This is a genomic window from Caminibacter pacificus (genome assembly GCF_003752135.1).
Taxonomy (GTDB): Bacteria; Campylobacterota; Campylobacteria; order Campylobacterales; family Nautiliaceae; genus Caminibacter; species Caminibacter pacificus.
In genome coordinates this window covers 270191-287615 of the sequence record NZ_RJVK01000001.1, presented here as the reverse complement: position 1 = coordinate 287615, position 17425 = coordinate 270191, and the positions used below count along the sequence as shown (strand labels likewise).

Here is a 17425-nt window from a genome sequence, read left to right as displayed (position 1 = left end):
AAAGGAATTTAATGAAAATCTTAATAACAAATGACGACTCGTTCGAAGCGAAAGGTCTTGAGGTTTTAGTAAATGCGGTAAAAGATTTGGGAGAAGTGTATGTGGCGGCTCCGGCTTTTCCAAAAAGCGCATGCTCTCACTCTCTTACAATCACAAAACCGCTAAGATTTATAAAAGTAGCCGATAACTTCTACAAACTCGACGACGGAACGCCTACTGATTGCGTATATTTGTCTTTTCCCGAATTTTTCGGAGGAGAAAAACCAGATATCGTACTAAGCGGTATAAACCACGGAGCAAATTTAGGAGAAGATGTCACATATTCGGGCACTGCCGGAGGCGCAATGGAAGGAGCGCTTCACGGCATTCCTTCTATCGCATTTTCTCAGCTTATAAAAAGCTACGACAATCCTCCAAGCGAAATAGATTGGGACCAAGCGGCAAAAGCTGCAAGAAAAATCACAAAAGCGGTGCTTGATGGCAAAATAAAAATCCCACATCGCCATATTTTAAACGTAAATATCCCGAATACAAAAAAAATCAAAGGCTTCAAATTCACAAAGCTCGGCTATCGCCTATACGGAAACGACGCGCACAAACACAAAAATCCAAGAGGAGAAGAATATTATTGGATAGGGCTACATCCTTTAGCTTTTAAAGAAGAAAAAGGCACCGATTTTGACGCTATAAAAAACGGATACGTCTCAATCACTCCTATCAAATTGGATATGACGGGATACGAAGCGCTAAATGAATTAAAAAATACCGATTTAGGCGACTTATGAGAGAGTTTTTGGAAAAATTGGGCGTAAAAACGCTCTTTTCATACACCAAGCCCACCTCAAACGTCTATAACGTAACCTTAAACGCAATAGATTTGCCTTTTGTGAGTTTCGGCAAAGGCGAAAGCCTCGATGAGGCGTTAAACAGCGCATACGGAGAAATGTGCGAGAGGATTTTGACAAGAAACTTTTTAGAAGAATACTACATTAACGCTCTTTACCCCGACGCAATAGTTACGGATAAATTTCTAAACGAACCTTTAAGAGAATTTTACAAAATAGACGAACTTGAAAAAGAAGAGCTTCTGGATTTTAATTCGGATGTTTTCGATATCCTCTCAATTCCTTTTACAAACCCCAAAACCGGAGAAATCGTCTATTTTCCTATAAATATCGTCCAAAATCTATATGCAAGCAACGGAATGGCTTTTTATAGCGATTTAAAGACGGCTTATTATAACGCCAAAACCGAAATAATCGAAAGATTCGTAAAATACGAAGTCATACGCTACACCCTATCAATTCCTAAAATTTCTCACCCGCTAAATGACGAATTTATTCAGGTCTATGACGCCACACTCGGGGGAAAATATCCGGTAATGGCTGTGAGTTTTATAAAAGACAATGAAATAATTCTAAGTTTCGGTTGCGACCTTGATAGAGAAAAAGCGATAAAAAAAGCCTATTTGGAGCTATTCCAAACGGAGCTTAAAAAAAGAGGAAAGCTAATAGATGACGACAGCGTAAAAGACAGCTTCAATCTCACAAAACATTTTATAGATTTAAGCGGAGACGTGCATATTAATTTTTTGAAAAAGCCTTATTTTAAAGAAGCTAAATGGGATTTTGACAATTTGGGAGTTTTCAAAGAAGACGAATACATCAAAATCTACACAGCTCAAAATTTCTACGCCGTACATTTGATTATTCCACAAATAAGCGAAATATATCCGATAGACGATTTGATTTATCACAATATCAACAAAGGCAAATTCATCCGAAAAGATATTTTACAAAGACAAAACAAACAAAAAGTCATCGATTATATCTACGAACACGGAGCTTGGGATATCGGGCAGTTTATCGGAGTGATTTTCGATAAAAAATATACTCTTGAAAATCTTGACGAGCTGTATGAGGGATATGAATTCGGCTCTGAATATCAAAACATCCTAAAACTCTCAAAGGAATTAAATGCGCTACGATAGATGTAAAAAATTATTCGGTAAATTCGAGCATCTTCAAAAACTAAACGTCCTGATTTGCGGAGTCGGGGGTGTAGGAGGATACGCTCTTGATTGTCTTTATCGCTCGGGAGTTAAAAATATCACAATTGTGGATTTCGATACGTTCGATATCACAAACCAAAACCGACAAATCGGAAGTGAGTTTTTGGGTGAAAAAAAAGTGGAAGTTTTAGCGAGGTTGTATCCGGGAGTCACTCCAATCGATATGAAGCTTACTCCTCAAAACATTGAAAATCTGAATTTGGAAAAATACGACATTGTTATAGACGCGATAGACGACTTAAATGCAAAAATTGCACTGATTTTAAAAGCATACCCTAAAATCGTCTCATCAATGGGAGCGGCAAAGAGAATTGACCCTACAAAAATCAGAATAGATAGTATCTGGAAAACACAAAACGACCCGTTTGCCAAAAAAATAAGAGACAGACTAAAAAAAGAGAATTTCAAAGGCGATTTTAAAGCTGTTTTTTCACTTGAAAAGCCCATACCTTGCGATATGGGAAGCTTTGTGGGAGTTACGGGAGCTTTCGGGTTTGCATTATGTAGCGAGGTGCTAAAAGATTTTGTTTAGGCTTTTACTTTTTTGATAATCTTATCAATCACCTCATCTTCGGTTTTTTCACTTTCGATATCAAGAGTAATTCTGTGTCTAAGGACGGGCTTGATATATTTCAATACGTCACTTGGCATTGCGAAGTTTCTTGAGTTTTCATATGCCGTAAATTTAGCAAGTTTATATAAAGCAATCGAAGCTCTTGGAGAAGGGCCCACTTCAATCTCTTCATCTTTTCTAAAAGCGATAATAAGCTCGGCAATATAATCTATCGTTTCCGGATTAACGGTTATTTTGCCAATTTGTCTTTTGGTATTGAAAAACTGAGAACTACTGAATTTAGGAAAACTGAATTTTTTATTAAATACGTTTAAAATCGCTTTTTCGGCCTCTTTTTCCAACGGGTAATTTACGATAACTTTCATCAAAAATCTATCAAGTTGAGCTTTTGGCAAATCGTAAACCCCCTCTTCTTCTATCGGGTTCATCGTCGCCATTACCAAAAAAGGCTCTTTTAAGTCATAACTCTTATCTCCGATACTCACCTGTCTTTCTTGCATCGCTTCAAGAAGCGCACTTTGGACTTTCGCAGGAGCCCTGTTGATTTCGTCCGCCAATATCAAGTCCGCAAAAATCGGCCCTTTTTTGATATAAAATTCATCTTTTTGCATGGAGTAAATTTCACCTCCTATTATATCGCTCGGGAGCAAATCGGGAGTGAATTGGATTCTTGAAAATTTAAAATCAAGCATTGAAGAGAGATGTTTAATAGCCGTGGTTTTTGCAACACCCGGCAACCCTTCTACCAAAATATGCCCGTCAACAAACAACGCCGCAACCAAAGAATCTATCAGCTCGTCTTGTGCTACGATAGCTTTTTTTAGCTCTTGTTTTAGTTTTTTTACCATAAAGGCTCCTTTTTTATAGATAAATTTTTAAAATCATTTTTGCTTTTAGTTTTTTCTTCGCTTGAAGATTTAGTTTTTTTAGTAGGGATTATTATTGTTTTTAAGTTATCTTCGTTTTTATAAAGACTCACAAAATCATATAACCTATCAATCCTCTCATCGCTATATTTCTCTTTTAACTTCCTGACCAACTCATACGCTTTTTTATATTTTTTCATTTTCGTCAATATCAAAGCCATATCGTAATTTTTTATTTTTTCATACCCTTTTACATCTTTTAAAAGATTATATGCTTTTTTAAGCTCTCCGTTTTTCATATAAAAAGTAGCAAGTTTAATTTTCGCAAAATCGCTACCGCTTTTTTTAAATTCGCTAAGAGCCGCACTTTGCAAACCTATCTTTTCATATAAACACCCCAAAAAATCCCCGGCATAAAGGTGCCTTGGAATCAAAAAAATCAAAAAGACCAAAACGAATCTATTATAAACCCCGCCTAAAAGAAAAGATATAAAAGCCAAAACTACGAAAATATAATCGATTCGTTTGTAAGTTGTGATTTTTTTGGTGGTGTAAGATTGTTTTTTTAGGTATTTTAGTAGTTTATCACCCTCATTATATGCGAAATATTTTTTTCCGATGATATTTAATTTACTAATCGCATCAAATCCGGGGACTTTCGCTCCTTTTTCAGTAGCAAAACCCCAAAAAACAAAATCGCCCTGCACCTTTTTCTCTCCCCCGTCACTAATAAGCACTATAATTTTATCTCCGTTGCTTACCGTTTTTACTCTATTTATCGCCATCTTTATATCCGTTGAGGCTTTTACCGGTTTTAGTTTTTCTATTTTTTGTTTTAAAAATTCATAATCCGTAGTAGGAAAACTGATAAACTTAACCTCTTTATCAAAACTAAAAACCCCCACCGGTTTTTTAAGTTTTTTTATGAGGCTGAAAAACTCTTTTTTCGCATATTCAAGTCTATCGGGTTTTAGGTCTTTACATGCCATCGAATAGGTCGTATCAAAAATAAAATAGATATCTTTATCCGTTTTTATCTCTTTTTGTGACACTTTAGCAACACCGCTGAGGGCTATAACGATAAAAGAAGCGCTTAGTATATAAAAAAAGTTTTTTTTATTCACAAAAGCCCATAATATCGGTAATAAAATCAAAACATAAGGATACAAAATCTTCATATCGCACCTTGCAATAAAGCTAATATAAACAATATGCCGAAAATAATTATTTCGTTTTTATATTTTTTAGTTATATCGTTTTGTAACTCTTTTATCAAATAATCGAATTCATTTAGTTTTTTTGAAAAATAGTTCCTATACTTATTCAAGCTCTCTATTTTTTCGGGATAATTTTTCAAAACGTAATAATAAAATTTTTTAATATCACTCTCAAAAACTCCGCTTTTAACCAAAAATTCTTTTTTCTTTTTGTTCATCAAATACAAAAGCGCCAAAATATACGCAAAAAAGATAAAAGCCAAAATCGACCAAAAATCGTTTTTTCGAGGTTTTGGAAACTCCAAATTTATATCGAAATTTTTTATTTTGCTTCGGTTATAGACGAATTTCGGAGTTTTATATTCGCGATTATTTATATAAACTTTTAGCGGTAATACTTCGAGTTTCGAGTGATAAAAAATCCTAAATTTTTCTCCGATATAAAATTTGTCGTTATGCCAAAATGAGAATTTCTCTTTTTCCAAAATATCACCTTGTGTTATCATAAAAGGCTGGACTTTAAAACTTTTTATTCTGTTTTTTGAAATCGTATAAATATAAAGCGTAGAAGTCTGTGGTGCGAATTTTATTTTTACATCCGTTGCAAAAAGCAAAGCAAAACTAAACGCCAAAATTAAAATTCTCAAATCTAAGCCTTATAATTTTATATATCATCAGCATAAAAGCAGCCACCAAAAACCAATAAAAAAACTCTTCTTCTTGATAAGAATAGACTTTTGTTTTTTCTTGATATTTCGATACGGGATTGTATTTTTTTAGTTTGGTGTTGTTAAAAATTTTTTCATAAATTTTATTGTTTTTGTCATCTCCGAAACCTATATATTTTATTTGCATACCGTTTGCAAGTTTTTTTAGCTGTTGTACACTTACGGAAGATTCGTCATTGGGACTTCCGTCGGTTAAAATATAGATTTTCGGATTATATGGTCTAAAAGCATTAATCACACCGCTTATCGTATCTCTAAGCATCGACCCGCCTTTGCCGGTTACCGCATTGAAGTACAAATCGTTAATCTGTTTTTTCAATTCGTCGTAGTTATCGGTAAAATAACTAAGAATTTTATAATCCCCTTCAAAAATCACAAGCATTATATCGGCTTTGGCTTTATTATTTTCGATAATGTTTAAGGCAATACTCTTTTCTAATTTTACATAATCCTCCATAGAAAGAGAATCGTCTAAAATGATTATGATTTTTTCTTTTTTGTTATTGTAAAATTGATAATCGACTTTTGAAGTTATATATTTTGTAGTGTATTTCACGGGATACATCAAACTAAGAGTCAAAAATATCAAAATAAGCAAATCGACTATATCGACACTAAAACTTTTGGTGTTTTTGAAAAAATGAAGATGTGTAAATTTTCTTTTTTTTTGAAAAAGTAAAAACAAAAGCCCTAAAATTCCGAAAAGTGCAAATTCCGGATGTAGAAACGTCACAAAAATTTCCTTAATCTAAAAATCAAAAAAGCACCTATTACTCCCAAAATAATATATTTAAAAAAATCCAAATTACAATTTACGACCATTACTTCCATCGTAACTCTTTTTGTATAATTATACTAAAAAGGCTTTTTTTGAAAAAAGTAAAATTCAAAAAACAAATCCTAACAAAAAGTCTTGTAAAATTCGGTGTTGATGATGATTTTAAAGAGCTTAGGGAGTATATTCCGGGAGAAGACATAAGAAACATCCACTGGCTAAGCTCCGCAAGAGCCTCAAAACTTCTTGCAATCGAAAAAGAACACCTGAAAAATCAAAAAATCGCCTTAATTTTACTGCTTGATATAAATATGCTTTTTGAAGACAAACTCCAAATAGCGCTAAAAACTTTCGAAATTCTTGCAATTTCTGCTATTTATTACAAACAAAAACTTGAAGTTTTTATAATAAGCGATAAAATGAAAAAATTCATCCCTAAAAAAATTGATGACGTCGAAAAAATCAAAAAATATATTTTATCGCTTGATTTAAAAAAAACGACCCTAAAGCCTTTTTATTTAAAACAAAAAAACTTTTTGGCAATTTATATAGGTGATTTCTTTTACAAAATAAAACTAAACCCGAAAAATAAAAACGTTTTGTTGTTTATAAGAAAAAAAATCGAAGAAAACCCCAAAAAACTGCTATTTAACAACTTAATTTCTCTCGATAAAAAACAGAGTGCTTTTTTAAATTTAAACAACCTGACTCACTACCTAAACACTCTCAAAAAAAATGATAAAATTTACAAAAAAGAAAAAGTAAGAAAAATCTATTCGGATAAAAATTTAATCTCGATATTAAAAGAGACGTTCGAATGAGAGGAGTTATATTTTTATTGCTATTTTCACTGCTTTATGCAAGATACAACATAGAACTAAAACCCCTAAAAACTTTTAAATCGGACATTCAAACGGCTGAGGTAATAGACGGAAAAGTCTATTTTTTAACAAATACACCCAACGGCAAAAAATTTATCGTAAAAAACGGCAAAAAGATTATTTTATATTACTACCCGAAAACTCAAACGATTAAATTCGGAAAAGTTACTATAAAAGGAAAATACATAGGAGCGTATCCTATCGAAGATAGGATGATAGTTTTTACAAACAAAGCGGCTTATCTAATCAACCAAAATATCATCTATAAAGTCGTGGAATTTAAAGACTTCAAACCCGAATACGTTGTAAAACACCAAGACAAATATCTTTTGGTAATAAGCGGAAAAGATATAAAAAACGGAGTTTTTCTCTTCAATTCCAACCTAAAAGCTAATTCCGGATACCTCTCGGACAATATAGTCCGCCTATATGACGGAGATATCTATGTAGGATACTCAAGAAATATAGAGTATGATATACCGGATGATTTTTTCAATGTAAATATAACCTCCTTTGGAACCTATGGAAATAGTAATATAAAAATAAAAGCCGTTAATTACAAACTTTTTTTGAAAAAAAACGGCAAAGTCAAAACGATAAAACTCCCAGGAAAGCCCGATTTTATAAAATCAAAAGGTGAAGACGTTTACGTTTATATAGACGGGGTGCTATATAAATACGTCTATTCTTCCAAAAAACCTTTATGGAACTATAAAATAAAAGGCCTAAAAGATATTGTTTTTTTAAAAAAACCTATTTTAATCGTTAAAAACAGAGCTTTTATTTTGGAAGAAGAATTAACCAACCCTCAAAAAATAGAGCTTAAAACAGCATTTATTGCAAAAATCATCAACGCAGACAATCCTCTTGTCTTAACGAAAAAAGACAAATATACCCTGACTATGTTTAACAAAAACCTAAAAATAATTTGGCAAAAAAATTTTTCCGCAAAAATAAATAAAATGAGATACATAAACGGAAAAATTTATCTTTTGGGAAGTAAAAACAACTTTTTTTGGATTGGCGTACTTGATAAAAACGGAAAGCTTCTAAAAGAAAAAAGTTATTTTAAAAACTCTCAAGCCTACGATATCGTAAAAACAAAAACCGGCTTTTTAGCCGTTGGATATAAATTTTTCGATTTACTCGGCAAATATACCAAAAGAGCGGTAATAGTAAAACTCGATAAAAACCTAAACGAACTCGTAAACAAAACATACCTAAACACTACCTCGGTAGCAACGGATATTTTAAAATATAACGATAAATATTTCGTCATAGCAAGCACGCAAGGAAACTTTCCTAAAATATATTTTTTGATATTCGATTCGAATGCAAATCACTTGGATACTTTCGAGACCACTTTTGAAGGAATTGTTTCACCTATTTATTATCCGGAAGACAAGGCTATCTATTTTACGGAAACTTTTTCTTTCTGGAAGGACAAAGTCGGTATTTATAAATTCAAAGACAACTCATACGACGTTTATAGGGATTTTAAAATCGGAGAAATAGAAAAAATCCTCTCTCCTTATTGCGTTATCGGAAATACTAAAATCATTTCGGAAGATAGAGTATACGGAAGAGTGATTTGTCATAACGATATTTGGATAGATGATTTTTATCTTTACGGAGGAATAAGAATCAATCAAGTTTTTTATCTGATAGGAAAAAGTGAGGGTAAATTTTTTATTTTGAAAAAATAAGCTCCCGAAAAAGGGAGAAAAATTAGCATTTGTCGTATTTGAAATCCGTATCTCTCGTATCAAGGAACCATTTCATACCGACATCAGTCCATTTTCTCGTATCAGGGAAGTAGCTTTGAATATTTTCATATACTCTTGCGAAGTCTTTTGATTTGTTTGCGTTTTCTTCAAGGATTTTTTTGATAGCTTTTTTAGCCGCTTCGTTTACGTCTGCCGGGAATTCGCAAAGTTTTACACCGTATTCACCGCTCATAATTTTTTTAAGCGCTTTTCCGTTTTCGTATTGGAATTGCGCAAGCATTCTTGCGTTCATTTCGTTTGCCGCAGTTTCGATGATAGCTTGGAACTCTTTTGGAAGTCTTTCGAATTTTTTCTTATTAAACGTAAGTTCGAGGTTAGTTCCAGGTTCATGCCATCCGGAATAGTAATATTTCGCTACTTTATAGAATCCCATTTTCGTATCAAGTGCAGGTCCTACCCATTCCGTCGCATCAATTACGCCTCTTTCAAGAGCGGTGTATAGCTCACCTCCAGGAATATTTACAGGTTTTACTCCAAGTGCTGCCATTACTTCACCGCCAAGTCCCGGGATTCTTATTTTAAGTCCCTTCATATCCGCAAGAGATTTAATAGGTTTTCTAAACCATCCTCCCATTTGGTTTCCTGTGTTACCGCCTTTGAAAGGAATTAGGTTGTATTTTGCATAAAGCTCTCTCCAAAGCTCCATTCCTCCAGCAAAATCAAGCCAACCTTGCATTTCATCCGCTACCATTCCGAACGGATACGCAGTAAATAGACTGAATGCAGGGTTTTTACCTTTCCAATAATAAGGACCCGAATGGAACCCGTCGATTAGTCCTTTGCTACATGCGTCAAATACGCCAAGGGCCGGTACGAGTTCGTTCGCTCCGTAAACTTTGATTTTTAATGCGCCGCCGCTTAGTTCTTTTACTCTGTTTGCAAAGAAAAAGATTCCCTCACCCATAATAGGCAAAGTTTTTGGCCAAGAAAGACATACTTTTAGAGTTTTTCTCGTTTTTGCGTAAAGATTAGTAGTAAATGCAGTAGTGGCAACCGCTCCTATTCCCGCAGTTTTTAAGAATTTTCTTCTATCCATTCTCTCTCCTTTTTAAATTTTTAACGATTCATTTTATCAAAAAAGAGAGAAAAAAAGAAAAAATTAATAGAAAATAGCGATAACCGCGTAACTTAAGAATATCATTAGGTGAGAAAGTCCCTCAAGATAATTCGTCTCCCCGTCTTCCGTGGTTTTCCATACAAGCATAATAGTAAGAAGTAGCGCCCCTACTTGCAAAGGAGTAAAATCAAGCGTAAGTTTTACGCCTATAAGCATAGAAAGGAAAATCAAAGCCGGCACCGTCAAAAGAATACTAACGGTACTCGCACCCATTGCGATATTGATAACTCTTTGCATTTCGTCGTTTTTTGCCGCTCTAATAGCTGTAAAAAGCTCGGGAGCAACCGTTACGAATGCTATCAAAATCCCTACAAACCCGGCCGTAAGCCCAAAACTATTAAAAACAACGACTCCGTCGTTTGCGAATATTTCCGAAAGTACGCCGATTAACACAAGCAAAAACGCCAAAAACACGATATTAAAAATATTTGATTTTCTATCGAAATAGTAATCGTCGTGCTCGTCTTCTTTTATATATTTTTTTACCCTACTTCTTTTTTTGAATTTGAAAAAGTGAACGTGAGTATCCGTTTGGAATTTGAAAATAAAGAAATAAAAAATAAACAAAAGCACGGCGATAATCACACTTGCTTTAAATAAAGCGTCTTGACTTGAATGAAGCGAAATGGTAGTAGGTACCAAAAGCATAGCCGCCGCTACGAAAAGCACGGTTGTATAGCTTGCCGAAGTATCTTCGTTGTGGACTTGTTCTTTAAAACTAAGCCCCCCGACAAATACGGCAAGTCCTAAAAGCGCGTTCAAATCGACGATTACCGTAGCTACTATCCCGTTTTTAACGGTCTCTAAAACTTCAGGGTGTGTTTTGGCTTCCATAATCACCATAAAAAGAATCAAAATCTCAACCAATACAGCACTAAATGTCAATATCATACTCCCGAAAGGCTCCCCGAACCTCTCAGCCAAAATCTCTGCAATTTCGGAAATAGTAACGGCCAAACTTCCTATTCCTATCGCAGCAAATATAGTCGCTAAAAGATGAACTCCTTGTAGATGAAAAATAATCGCAAGTGGTAAAGACGAAAATCCTACGAAAATATCCCAATAATCTTTGAAAATTTCAATATATTTGTTTTCCGAATGCTCTTGCCGCTGGTGCAATTTAACTCCTTAAAAAATGATTTGCTTTTTTTATAAAATAAACATCGGCATAGTTTCTAAAAAATTCATATGCCGCTTTTAAAGCCGAAATTTTATCATATTCTCCTAAAAAAACCTCGACTTTTACATTTTTTAAATGCTTTATTTTTTCCCAATCAAAAGTAAAAAGCTCTTTTAGTTCCTCTATATCGCAATCACAAACATATTTTTCATCCGGCAAACCGGCTTTTTTTAAAAAATTTTTAATATAGGCTTTTTTGTCTTTTTCAAAGGCGATTAAGTTCATTTTGATTATTTTATCGGTATAGTTGAAATATGCGGGAGAGAGAAGTTGGAGTTTATCGACTCTTTTTTTAGTATTTAAGACATAATCCAACGCTATTTGAGCTCCTTTGCTAAATCCGGCAACTACGAATTCCCTATCCTCCAAGTAATCCGCAAAAAGCTCTTTTTCGTTACACAAACAAAAACCGCTAAAAAATTTCATCTTTTATTTTTTTCAAATCTTCTTTGTGAATAACTTCGTCTTTTAACATTTTTTCGTAAGCTTTTTCTATCAAATCAAGGTTGGAATTATAAAGCACTTTTGTTTCGGCATAAGCGTCGTTTAAGATTTTAGCCGCTTCGCTCTCATCTCCTACAACACTCTCGCCCATTCCGTATTCTCTTATCATAAGAAGTGCGAGCTCTCTTGCTTTTTTGATATCCTTATGTGCGTTTGAATATTTTTCGTTAAATTTCTCTTCTACAGCCACTCGTCCGGCAAGAAGAGTTTCTATTTTACTCATAATCTCGGTTTTTGAAACAATCTCTTTGTCTTCTTCTTTAAAATCGTCTTTAACAAGAGAAATTCTCTCGAAATCCACCCCGAGCCAATCCGCGATAACAGCTTTTGCCGCTTGATAATAGCTAAGAATTTCTTTTTCTTTCGGAGAGTAGGTATTTAGGCGTTTTTTTCCTAAAATCACTTTATCTTTTACTGCGTAAAAGTCTTCTTCGTCGATAAAATGTTTGCCTTGTTTTAGTGCGTGAATACTAGCTTCATTCACCAAAGAAGCAAGAGCCGCCCCGCTAAAACCGACCGTCATTTTTGCAATGTTTTCAAGGTTTCCTTTAAATGGTTTGTCTTTCAAATGGACTTTTAAAATAGCGATTCTGTCTTGAAGTCCCGGAAGCTCTACAAATACGCGTCTATCGAATCTCCCGGGTCTAAGAAGCGCTTCATCCAATAATTCCACTTTATTCGTAGCACCTATAACAATAACGCCTTCACTCCCTTCAAACCCGTCCATTTCGGTCAAAAGCTGATTAAGAGTAGCTTCTCTTTCGTCGTTTCTTAAATTTCCTCTGGCTTTTCCTATCGCGTCGATTTCGTCGATAAATATGATACTCGGAGCCATCGCTTTTGCTTTGCTAAACAAATCCCTAACTCTTTTAGCCCCTACACCTACATACATCTGCACGAAACTACTTCCGCTTTGATAAAAAAACGGCACTCCGGCTTCTCCGGCAAGAGCTTTTGCTATAAGAGTCTTCCCGACTCCCGGAGGCCCTACCAATAAAACCCCTTTTGGAAGATTAATTCCGAAACTTCTGTATTTTTCAGGGTTTTTTAGAAAATCAACTATCTCAAAAAGCTCTTCTTTTACTTCGCTAATCCCGGCTACGTCTTTAAACGTTACGTTTGAAGTGGTCGGTTGAATTACAAAATCTTTTTCAATCCCCGTATTCATCTCCACTTGTACATGCTGAGTCGGTTGTTGCGGTTGTGGTGCCAATTTTTTAAGAAGCAGTAAAAATCCGATAAAAAATCCGAAAATTATCACTACCGCTATTATTTGCGACATAAGAACGCTTGCGTTTAAATCTCCGGATTTAATCCCAGCCCAAATCAAAAGCATAAAAAGTATGGCAACTATGCTGATTATAATTAAAGAATTTTTATTCTTTGACATTTTCGATTTCCTTTACCTCGTAATTTTTCACTCTCACCCACTCTCCTTTATTAAAATCGCCTTTTAATTTCATTTTGTTATAAAACTCGTCATATCCGGTATAATATCCGTCTTTAAAATCCTCAATATGCACAAAAAGCGGTAAATTTTTGTTTTTTAATCTGAACTCGTAATTATTTCTTTTTACTATTTCGTCTAAAATTTTAGCACGTTTTTTGGCAATATCGCCGGGAACGTCTTGTTTCATCGTAGCACTTAGCGTTCCTTCTCGAGGAGAGTATCTGAAAATATGAATATGAGTGAGCGGATATTTTTTGAAATTTTCAAGCGCTTCTTGCCATATCTCCTCGCTCTCTCCGGGATGCCCGACGATAAAATCGGTCCCTAAAGCTATATTTTTTGAAGCGAGTTTTTCAAAAAGCTCAAGAGTGGGTTTTACTCTGTTTCTTCTTTTCATTATTCTTAGCATTTTATCACTTGTGTGTTGTAAGGCGATATGAAGGTGTTTTTCAAGAATTCCGTTTTGGGTTAGGTCTATGAGCTCCTCATCTATCTGACTCGGCTCAAGACTCCCAAGACGTATCCTCTTAACTCCTCTGATTTCAGATATTTTTTTTATAAGCCCGCTAAGAGTCGTACCGGTATCTTTGCCATAACTTCCCATATTGATACCTGTCAAAACGAATTCGCTAATACCGGCATCTCTTAGTTTTTTTATTTCATCCAATATTACGTTTTCTTCTATACTTCTCGAATGCCCTCTGACATAAGGAATAATACAATAAGCGCACTCAAAATCACACCCTTCTTGGATTTTGATAAAAGCTTTCGTTTTCGAGATGTTTTGCAAAATTTTTGAATTTTTGAAATTAAAATCTCCAAGTTTAATACCTCTAAAATCCAAATATTTATCAATTTCTTCTTTATACTTATGTCCGAGAACCGCTTTTACTTTCCCCTCTTTTAAAAGCTTTTTACCCTGAGTATATGCACCGCAGCCGGTTAACATAATATCTTTACTCTGCCACTTATTAATATATTGTCTCAAATCCCTATCGGCGAAATTGGTAACGGTGCAGGAATTGACGATTATCAAATCGGCTTTATCTTCACTATCTACAACTTCACCGATTATATTTTTCATAATCTCACTATCAAAAATATTACTCCTGCACCCGAACGTCTTAATAAAAACCTTCACTTAACCCCTTTTAAATATTTTTTCATACGCTCTTTTTAAAAGCCCGCTTTTATTATTGAGCCTGTTTTTATTAAGTATATAATAAAAGACAGGTAAATAAAAGAGGTTAAGTATTGTCCCCCACATAAGCCCGAAACCTAACGCGATGGCCAAAGGCTGTAAAATCGCGCTTTGGCCGTAAGGGAAAAACATAAGTGTAAAAAGCCCGAAAAACGTCGTAATAGACGTAAGAAGCACAGGCCTTAGTCTGTACGACGCAAAAAGAAGTATCTCTTCGATGTTTTTTGCTTTTTTAATAAAATCGACCATTACTATTCCGTCATTCACCACTACCCCGGCAAGCCCGACGATACCTATCATCCCAAGCATAGTCATATTCATATGCATAACCATATTCCCGAAAATCACTCCCAAAAACGAAAGCGGAATTACAGAAATAATCACAAAAGGTAAAAGAATCGAATCGAACATCAAAACCAAAATCAAGAAAATAAGAAGTATCGCAACCACAAGCGCTTCTTTCAAGTCATTCATAAACTCTTTACTCGTCTTAGCCGCACCGCCGATTAAAATTTTAAGACCTTCTTTTTTAATTTTTTCAAGTACGGGATCTATTTTTTTATAAAAATCATTAACGGTTAATATTTTTTTATTTACGCTCGCATATACGCTTTTTGCCGCTATTCCGTCATATTTATGGATTTTTTTGAATGAACGTTTAACGATGAAATCCGCTACTTTATCAAGCTCGATTAACTGATTGGTCCCGGGAATTGTAAGTCTGAAATATTTAAGTTCATCGATTTTGTCTTTGTTTATATCTTTTATAATGATTTTAACTATTCCGTCTTTATCAAAAGTCTTCGCATACTCCGCTTCACCAAAAAACGCTCTTAACTGCGAAAAGATATTCCCCTCGCTAAATCCCAATTTTTCGCCGTAAGCGTTAGGTTTTATCTTAAGCTCATACGCCCCGAGCTCCGCATCGTCATAAATATTATAAACCCCTTTTATTTTCGCCATGGCACTCTCAAGCATTTTTATCGCTTTTAAGATTTTTTCTTGATTGTCTCCGGCAATACTTATGACAATATCGCTCTTAACGACTCCTGCTTGCGGGACTATTACATTAAGCTCCGTAAGCCCGGGGATTTTTATATGTTTGTACTCTTTTTTCAATTCCATTGCCAATTGCTGAGCAGTTACTGTCCTTGTTTGTCCGGTAACTTTTATAGGTTGAAAAATAGGAGCGATATATTTATTGTAAAAATCGGTCGGCTTTTTATCTTTCAAATCCACAAAAATATGAAAATAGTTCGCTCCGACATTCGCTTCGCCTTTATTATTCATCTGCATTCCGACTACGGTCGTAAATCCTTCAACATCGGGCCCCAAATATTTTTTTAATACTTTCTCGATAGGTTTAATAGCCCGAGCAGTTTGAGTGATAGTATAATTGCCCTCGAATTTTCCGTTTACATATATCTGACTCGCATCAAACGTCGGGAAAAGTTGAAATTTAGAGTGTTTAAAGCCCATAGCAAGTAAAAACGGAACGATTACCAAGAAAAAGAAAAGAGCAACATACCTGAATCTAAAAATAACTTCGAGAGTCTTTCTATAAAAGTTTTGAAATTTCTCCCAAAAAATCTCTTTTTTAGAAGGTACGACCTTTAAAATTTCTTTTGAATGAAGAGGCAAAAATACAAACGCTTCAAAAAGCGAACTTAATATTAAAATAGTAATCATAACCGGCAAAATCTTAATAAACACACCGATTTCACCTTTTATCAAAAGCATAGGTAAAAACGCAAGCACGGTAGTCATTGCAGCTGCCACCACCGGCCAAAAAACTTCCACAGTTCCGTCAATTGCTGCTTGGAGTTTAGTTTTTCCCATTTCCATATGACGATATATGTTTTCACCTACCACTATCGCCTCATCCACAATCATCCCAAGAGCTATCAAAGCCCCGAGCATGGATAAAAGATTTAGCGAAAAATTATAATAATCAAGCGCAATCATAGCAATTGCAAAAGATGTCGGAATCCCAAGCGTAACAACAAGAGAAATCCTCCAATTGAGAAAAATCCACATAATGAAAAAGACCAAAATCAACCCGAAAATAATATTACTAACAACGGTATTGAATCTGTTTCTAACCCATTTGCTCGTATCAGTGGAGATACCGAAAATAACTTCGGGATGTTTTTTGTGATACTCTTTTAGAATTTCTCTGATTTTTTTACTTAAAGCAATAGCATCCCCGCTCTCACCTTTTCTAACGTCAATCGTAATATTCGGAATTCCGTTGTATTTTCCTATTTGAGTAGGAGTGGCATAAGCCCTTTTTACTATTGCGATATCGCTAAGTCTGACAATCTTATCCCCTACTTTTATCAATGTATTTTTGAAATCTTTCACACCCTGAGGAAACATTGATACGAAATAGTGTTTCGAATCTTCCACTTTTCCTACCGGGAAAATAGTATTAACGGAACTCAATGCGTTAATCAAAAGGGTTTTATCAAGTCCTAAAGCTTCGATTTTTTTGTTATCAAGCTCAAAATAGATATTTTTATCACTATCGCCTCTAATTTCTACCTGAGTTAAATCTTTTAGTTTGCTAAGCTCCTTTTTCACCTCATCCGCCGCTTTTAAAAGCTGGTCTTTATTTAAGGTATTGCTTGCAACTGATATAAACATCAAAGGAAAAGCTTTTTTTGCAATTGTTACGGTAGGTTCGGTCATATCGCTTGGCAAATCCTGCCTGATATTCGCCACGACGTTTTTAAATTCGTTTAATAATTCGAGTTTGTTGCTTCCGGGTTTTAGATTGACCGTAATTACAAAATTCCCCGAGCTTATGACAGACTCTACAGAAGAGACTTCCTGGTAAGTCTTAAGTTCGTCTTCAATCGGCACCACCGCCATTTTATCAAGAGTCTCGGGGCTTGCTCCAGGATACGCACCCTGAATCAGAATCTTATCGAGCGTTGCAGGTGGAAAAAGCTCTTTTGGAACGTTTTTATAAGCTAAAATTGCGGAAATTATCACGATAATAAATAGCGTATGAGTAAAAGCGGCATTTTTGATAAAAAACTCGATTATTCTTTTCATATACCCTCTTTTTT

At 34.7% G+C, this 17425-nt stretch carries 15 protein-coding genes; 5 read left to right on the top strand and 10 right to left on the bottom strand.

All coding sequences use genetic code 11. The annotated features are described in order from the left end of the window. The first annotated feature begins 11 nt into the window (after window positions 1-11). The 3 genes from surE to EDC58_RS01500 are packed head-to-tail and all read left to right on the top strand — an operon-like array spanning window position 12 to window position 2603. Window positions 12-785, top strand: coding sequence for a 5'/3'-nucleotidase SurE (surE, locus tag EDC58_RS01510; protein ID WP_235823151.1), 774 nt, complete (start codon window positions 12-14; stop codon window positions 783-785). Then, complete coding sequence (locus tag EDC58_RS01505; RefSeq protein WP_123351734.1) at window positions 782-1990, top strand: YcaO-like family protein; 1209 nt, start codon at window positions 782-784, stop codon at window positions 1988-1990. The genes surE and EDC58_RS01505 overlap by 4 nt, the downstream gene beginning before the upstream one ends. Then, complete coding sequence (locus tag EDC58_RS01500) at window positions 1977-2603, top strand: tRNA threonylcarbamoyladenosine dehydratase (RefSeq protein WP_123351733.1); 627 nt, start codon at window positions 1977-1979, stop codon at window positions 2601-2603. The genes EDC58_RS01505 and EDC58_RS01500 overlap by 14 nt, the downstream gene beginning before the upstream one ends. On the opposite strand, the gene EDC58_RS01495 is transcribed toward EDC58_RS01500, so the two are convergent. From EDC58_RS01495 to EDC58_RS01480, 4 genes are read right to left on the bottom strand one after another with little or no spacing between them, the layout of a single operon-like run. Beyond that, the gene (locus tag EDC58_RS01495) at window positions 2600-3493 is read right to left on the bottom strand and encodes an AAA family ATPase (RefSeq protein ID WP_123351732.1); all 894 of its coding nucleotides are present in this window, start codon (window positions 3491-3493) and stop codon (window positions 2600-2602) included. The two genes, EDC58_RS01500 and EDC58_RS01495, sit on opposite strands and share 4 nt — an antisense overlap. Then, window positions 3487-4689, bottom strand: a complete 1203-nt coding sequence (locus tag EDC58_RS01490) for a vWA domain-containing protein (RefSeq protein ID WP_123351731.1) — start codon at window positions 4687-4689, stop codon at window positions 3487-3489. Before EDC58_RS01490 ends, EDC58_RS01495 begins: the two co-directional genes overlap by 7 nt. Then, window positions 4686-5375, bottom strand: coding sequence for a hypothetical protein (locus EDC58_RS01485; protein ID WP_123351730.1), 690 nt, complete (start codon window positions 5373-5375; stop codon window positions 4686-4688). The genes EDC58_RS01490 and EDC58_RS01485 overlap by 4 nt, the downstream gene beginning before the upstream one ends. Then, on the bottom strand, window positions 5350-6189 hold the full coding sequence (locus tag EDC58_RS01480) for a vWA domain-containing protein (RefSeq protein WP_123351729.1): 840 nt from the start codon (window positions 6187-6189) through the stop codon (window positions 5350-5352). Before EDC58_RS01480 ends, EDC58_RS01485 begins: the two co-directional genes overlap by 26 nt. A gap of 137 nt (window positions 6190-6326) precedes the next feature. Between EDC58_RS01480 and EDC58_RS01475 the strand changes: the two genes are divergently transcribed. Together EDC58_RS01475 and EDC58_RS01470 are read left to right on the top strand one after the other, a co-directional pair. Then, complete coding sequence (locus EDC58_RS01475; protein WP_170151097.1) at window positions 6327-7052, top strand: DUF58 domain-containing protein; 726 nt, start codon at window positions 6327-6329, stop codon at window positions 7050-7052. Then, window positions 7049-8818 (top strand): hypothetical protein, encoded by a 1770-nt coding sequence (locus EDC58_RS01470; RefSeq protein ID WP_123351727.1) that lies wholly within the window; start codon window positions 7049-7051, stop codon window positions 8816-8818. The genes EDC58_RS01475 and EDC58_RS01470 overlap by 4 nt, the downstream gene beginning before the upstream one ends. A gap of 22 nt (window positions 8819-8840) precedes the next feature. Here the strand turns inward: EDC58_RS01470 and EDC58_RS01465 are convergent, their stop codons facing one another. From EDC58_RS01465 to EDC58_RS01440, 6 genes are all read right to left on the bottom strand, one after another. Next, window positions 8841-9935: a TRAP transporter substrate-binding protein gene (locus EDC58_RS01465; protein ID WP_123351726.1), complete on the bottom strand. Its 1095-nt coding sequence runs from the start codon at window positions 9933-9935 to the stop codon at window positions 8841-8843. A 63-nt stretch (window positions 9936-9998) separates the two neighbouring features. Further along, window positions 9999-11135, bottom strand: a complete 1137-nt coding sequence (locus EDC58_RS01460; protein WP_123351725.1) for a calcium:cation antiporter — start codon at window positions 11133-11135, stop codon at window positions 9999-10001. Window position 11136: 1 nt separating this feature from the next. Then, complete coding sequence (bioV, locus tag EDC58_RS01455; RefSeq protein ID WP_123351724.1) at window positions 11137-11622, bottom strand: pimelyl-ACP methyl ester esterase BioV; 486 nt, start codon at window positions 11620-11622, stop codon at window positions 11137-11139. Next, window positions 11609-13090: an AAA family ATPase gene (locus tag EDC58_RS01450; protein ID WP_123351723.1), complete on the bottom strand. Its 1482-nt coding sequence runs from the start codon at window positions 13088-13090 to the stop codon at window positions 11609-11611. The genes bioV and EDC58_RS01450 overlap by 14 nt, the downstream gene beginning before the upstream one ends. Continuing rightward, entirely contained in the window at window positions 13077-14291 is a 1215-nt protein-coding gene (gene mtaB, locus EDC58_RS01445; protein WP_123351722.1) for a tRNA (N(6)-L-threonylcarbamoyladenosine(37)-C(2))-methylthiotransferase MtaB, read from the bottom strand. The genes EDC58_RS01450 and mtaB overlap by 14 nt, the downstream gene beginning before the upstream one ends. Beyond that, window positions 14292-17411, bottom strand: coding sequence for an efflux RND transporter permease subunit (locus EDC58_RS01440; RefSeq protein ID WP_123351721.1), 3120 nt, complete (start codon window positions 17409-17411; stop codon window positions 14292-14294). It abuts the gene before it with no gap. Between the last annotated feature and the right edge of the window lie 14 nt (window positions 17412-17425).

Coding starts and splice junctions, on each gene's coding strand:
- surE (WP_235823151.1), top strand. CDS start 12: ATGAAAATCTTAATAACAAATGACGACTCGTTCGAAGCGAAAGGTCTT.
- EDC58_RS01505 (WP_123351734.1), top strand. CDS start 782: ATGAGAGAGTTTTTGGAAAAATTGGGCGTAAAAACGCTCTTTTCATAC.
- EDC58_RS01500 (WP_123351733.1), top strand. CDS start 1,977: ATGCGCTACGATAGATGTAAAAAATTATTCGGTAAATTCGAGCATCTT.
- EDC58_RS01495 (WP_123351732.1), bottom strand. CDS start 3,493: ATGGTAAAAAAACTAAAACAAGAGCTAAAAAAAGCTATCGTAGCACAA.
- EDC58_RS01490 (WP_123351731.1), bottom strand. CDS start 4,689: ATGAAGATTTTGTATCCTTATGTTTTGATTTTATTACCGATATTATGG.
- EDC58_RS01470 (WP_123351727.1), top strand. CDS start 7,049: ATGAGAGGAGTTATATTTTTATTGCTATTTTCACTGCTTTATGCAAGA.
- EDC58_RS01465 (WP_123351726.1), bottom strand. CDS start 9,935: ATGGATAGAAGAAAATTCTTAAAAACTGCGGGAATAGGAGCGGTTGCC.
- bioV (WP_123351724.1), bottom strand. CDS start 11,622: ATGAAATTTTTTAGCGGTTTTTGTTTGTGTAACGAAAAAGAGCTTTTT.
- EDC58_RS01450 (WP_123351723.1), bottom strand. CDS start 13,090: ATGTCAAAGAATAAAAATTCTTTAATTATAATCAGCATAGTTGCCATA.
- EDC58_RS01440 (WP_123351721.1), bottom strand. CDS start 17,411: ATGAAAAGAATAATCGAGTTTTTTATCAAAAATGCCGCTTTTACTCAT.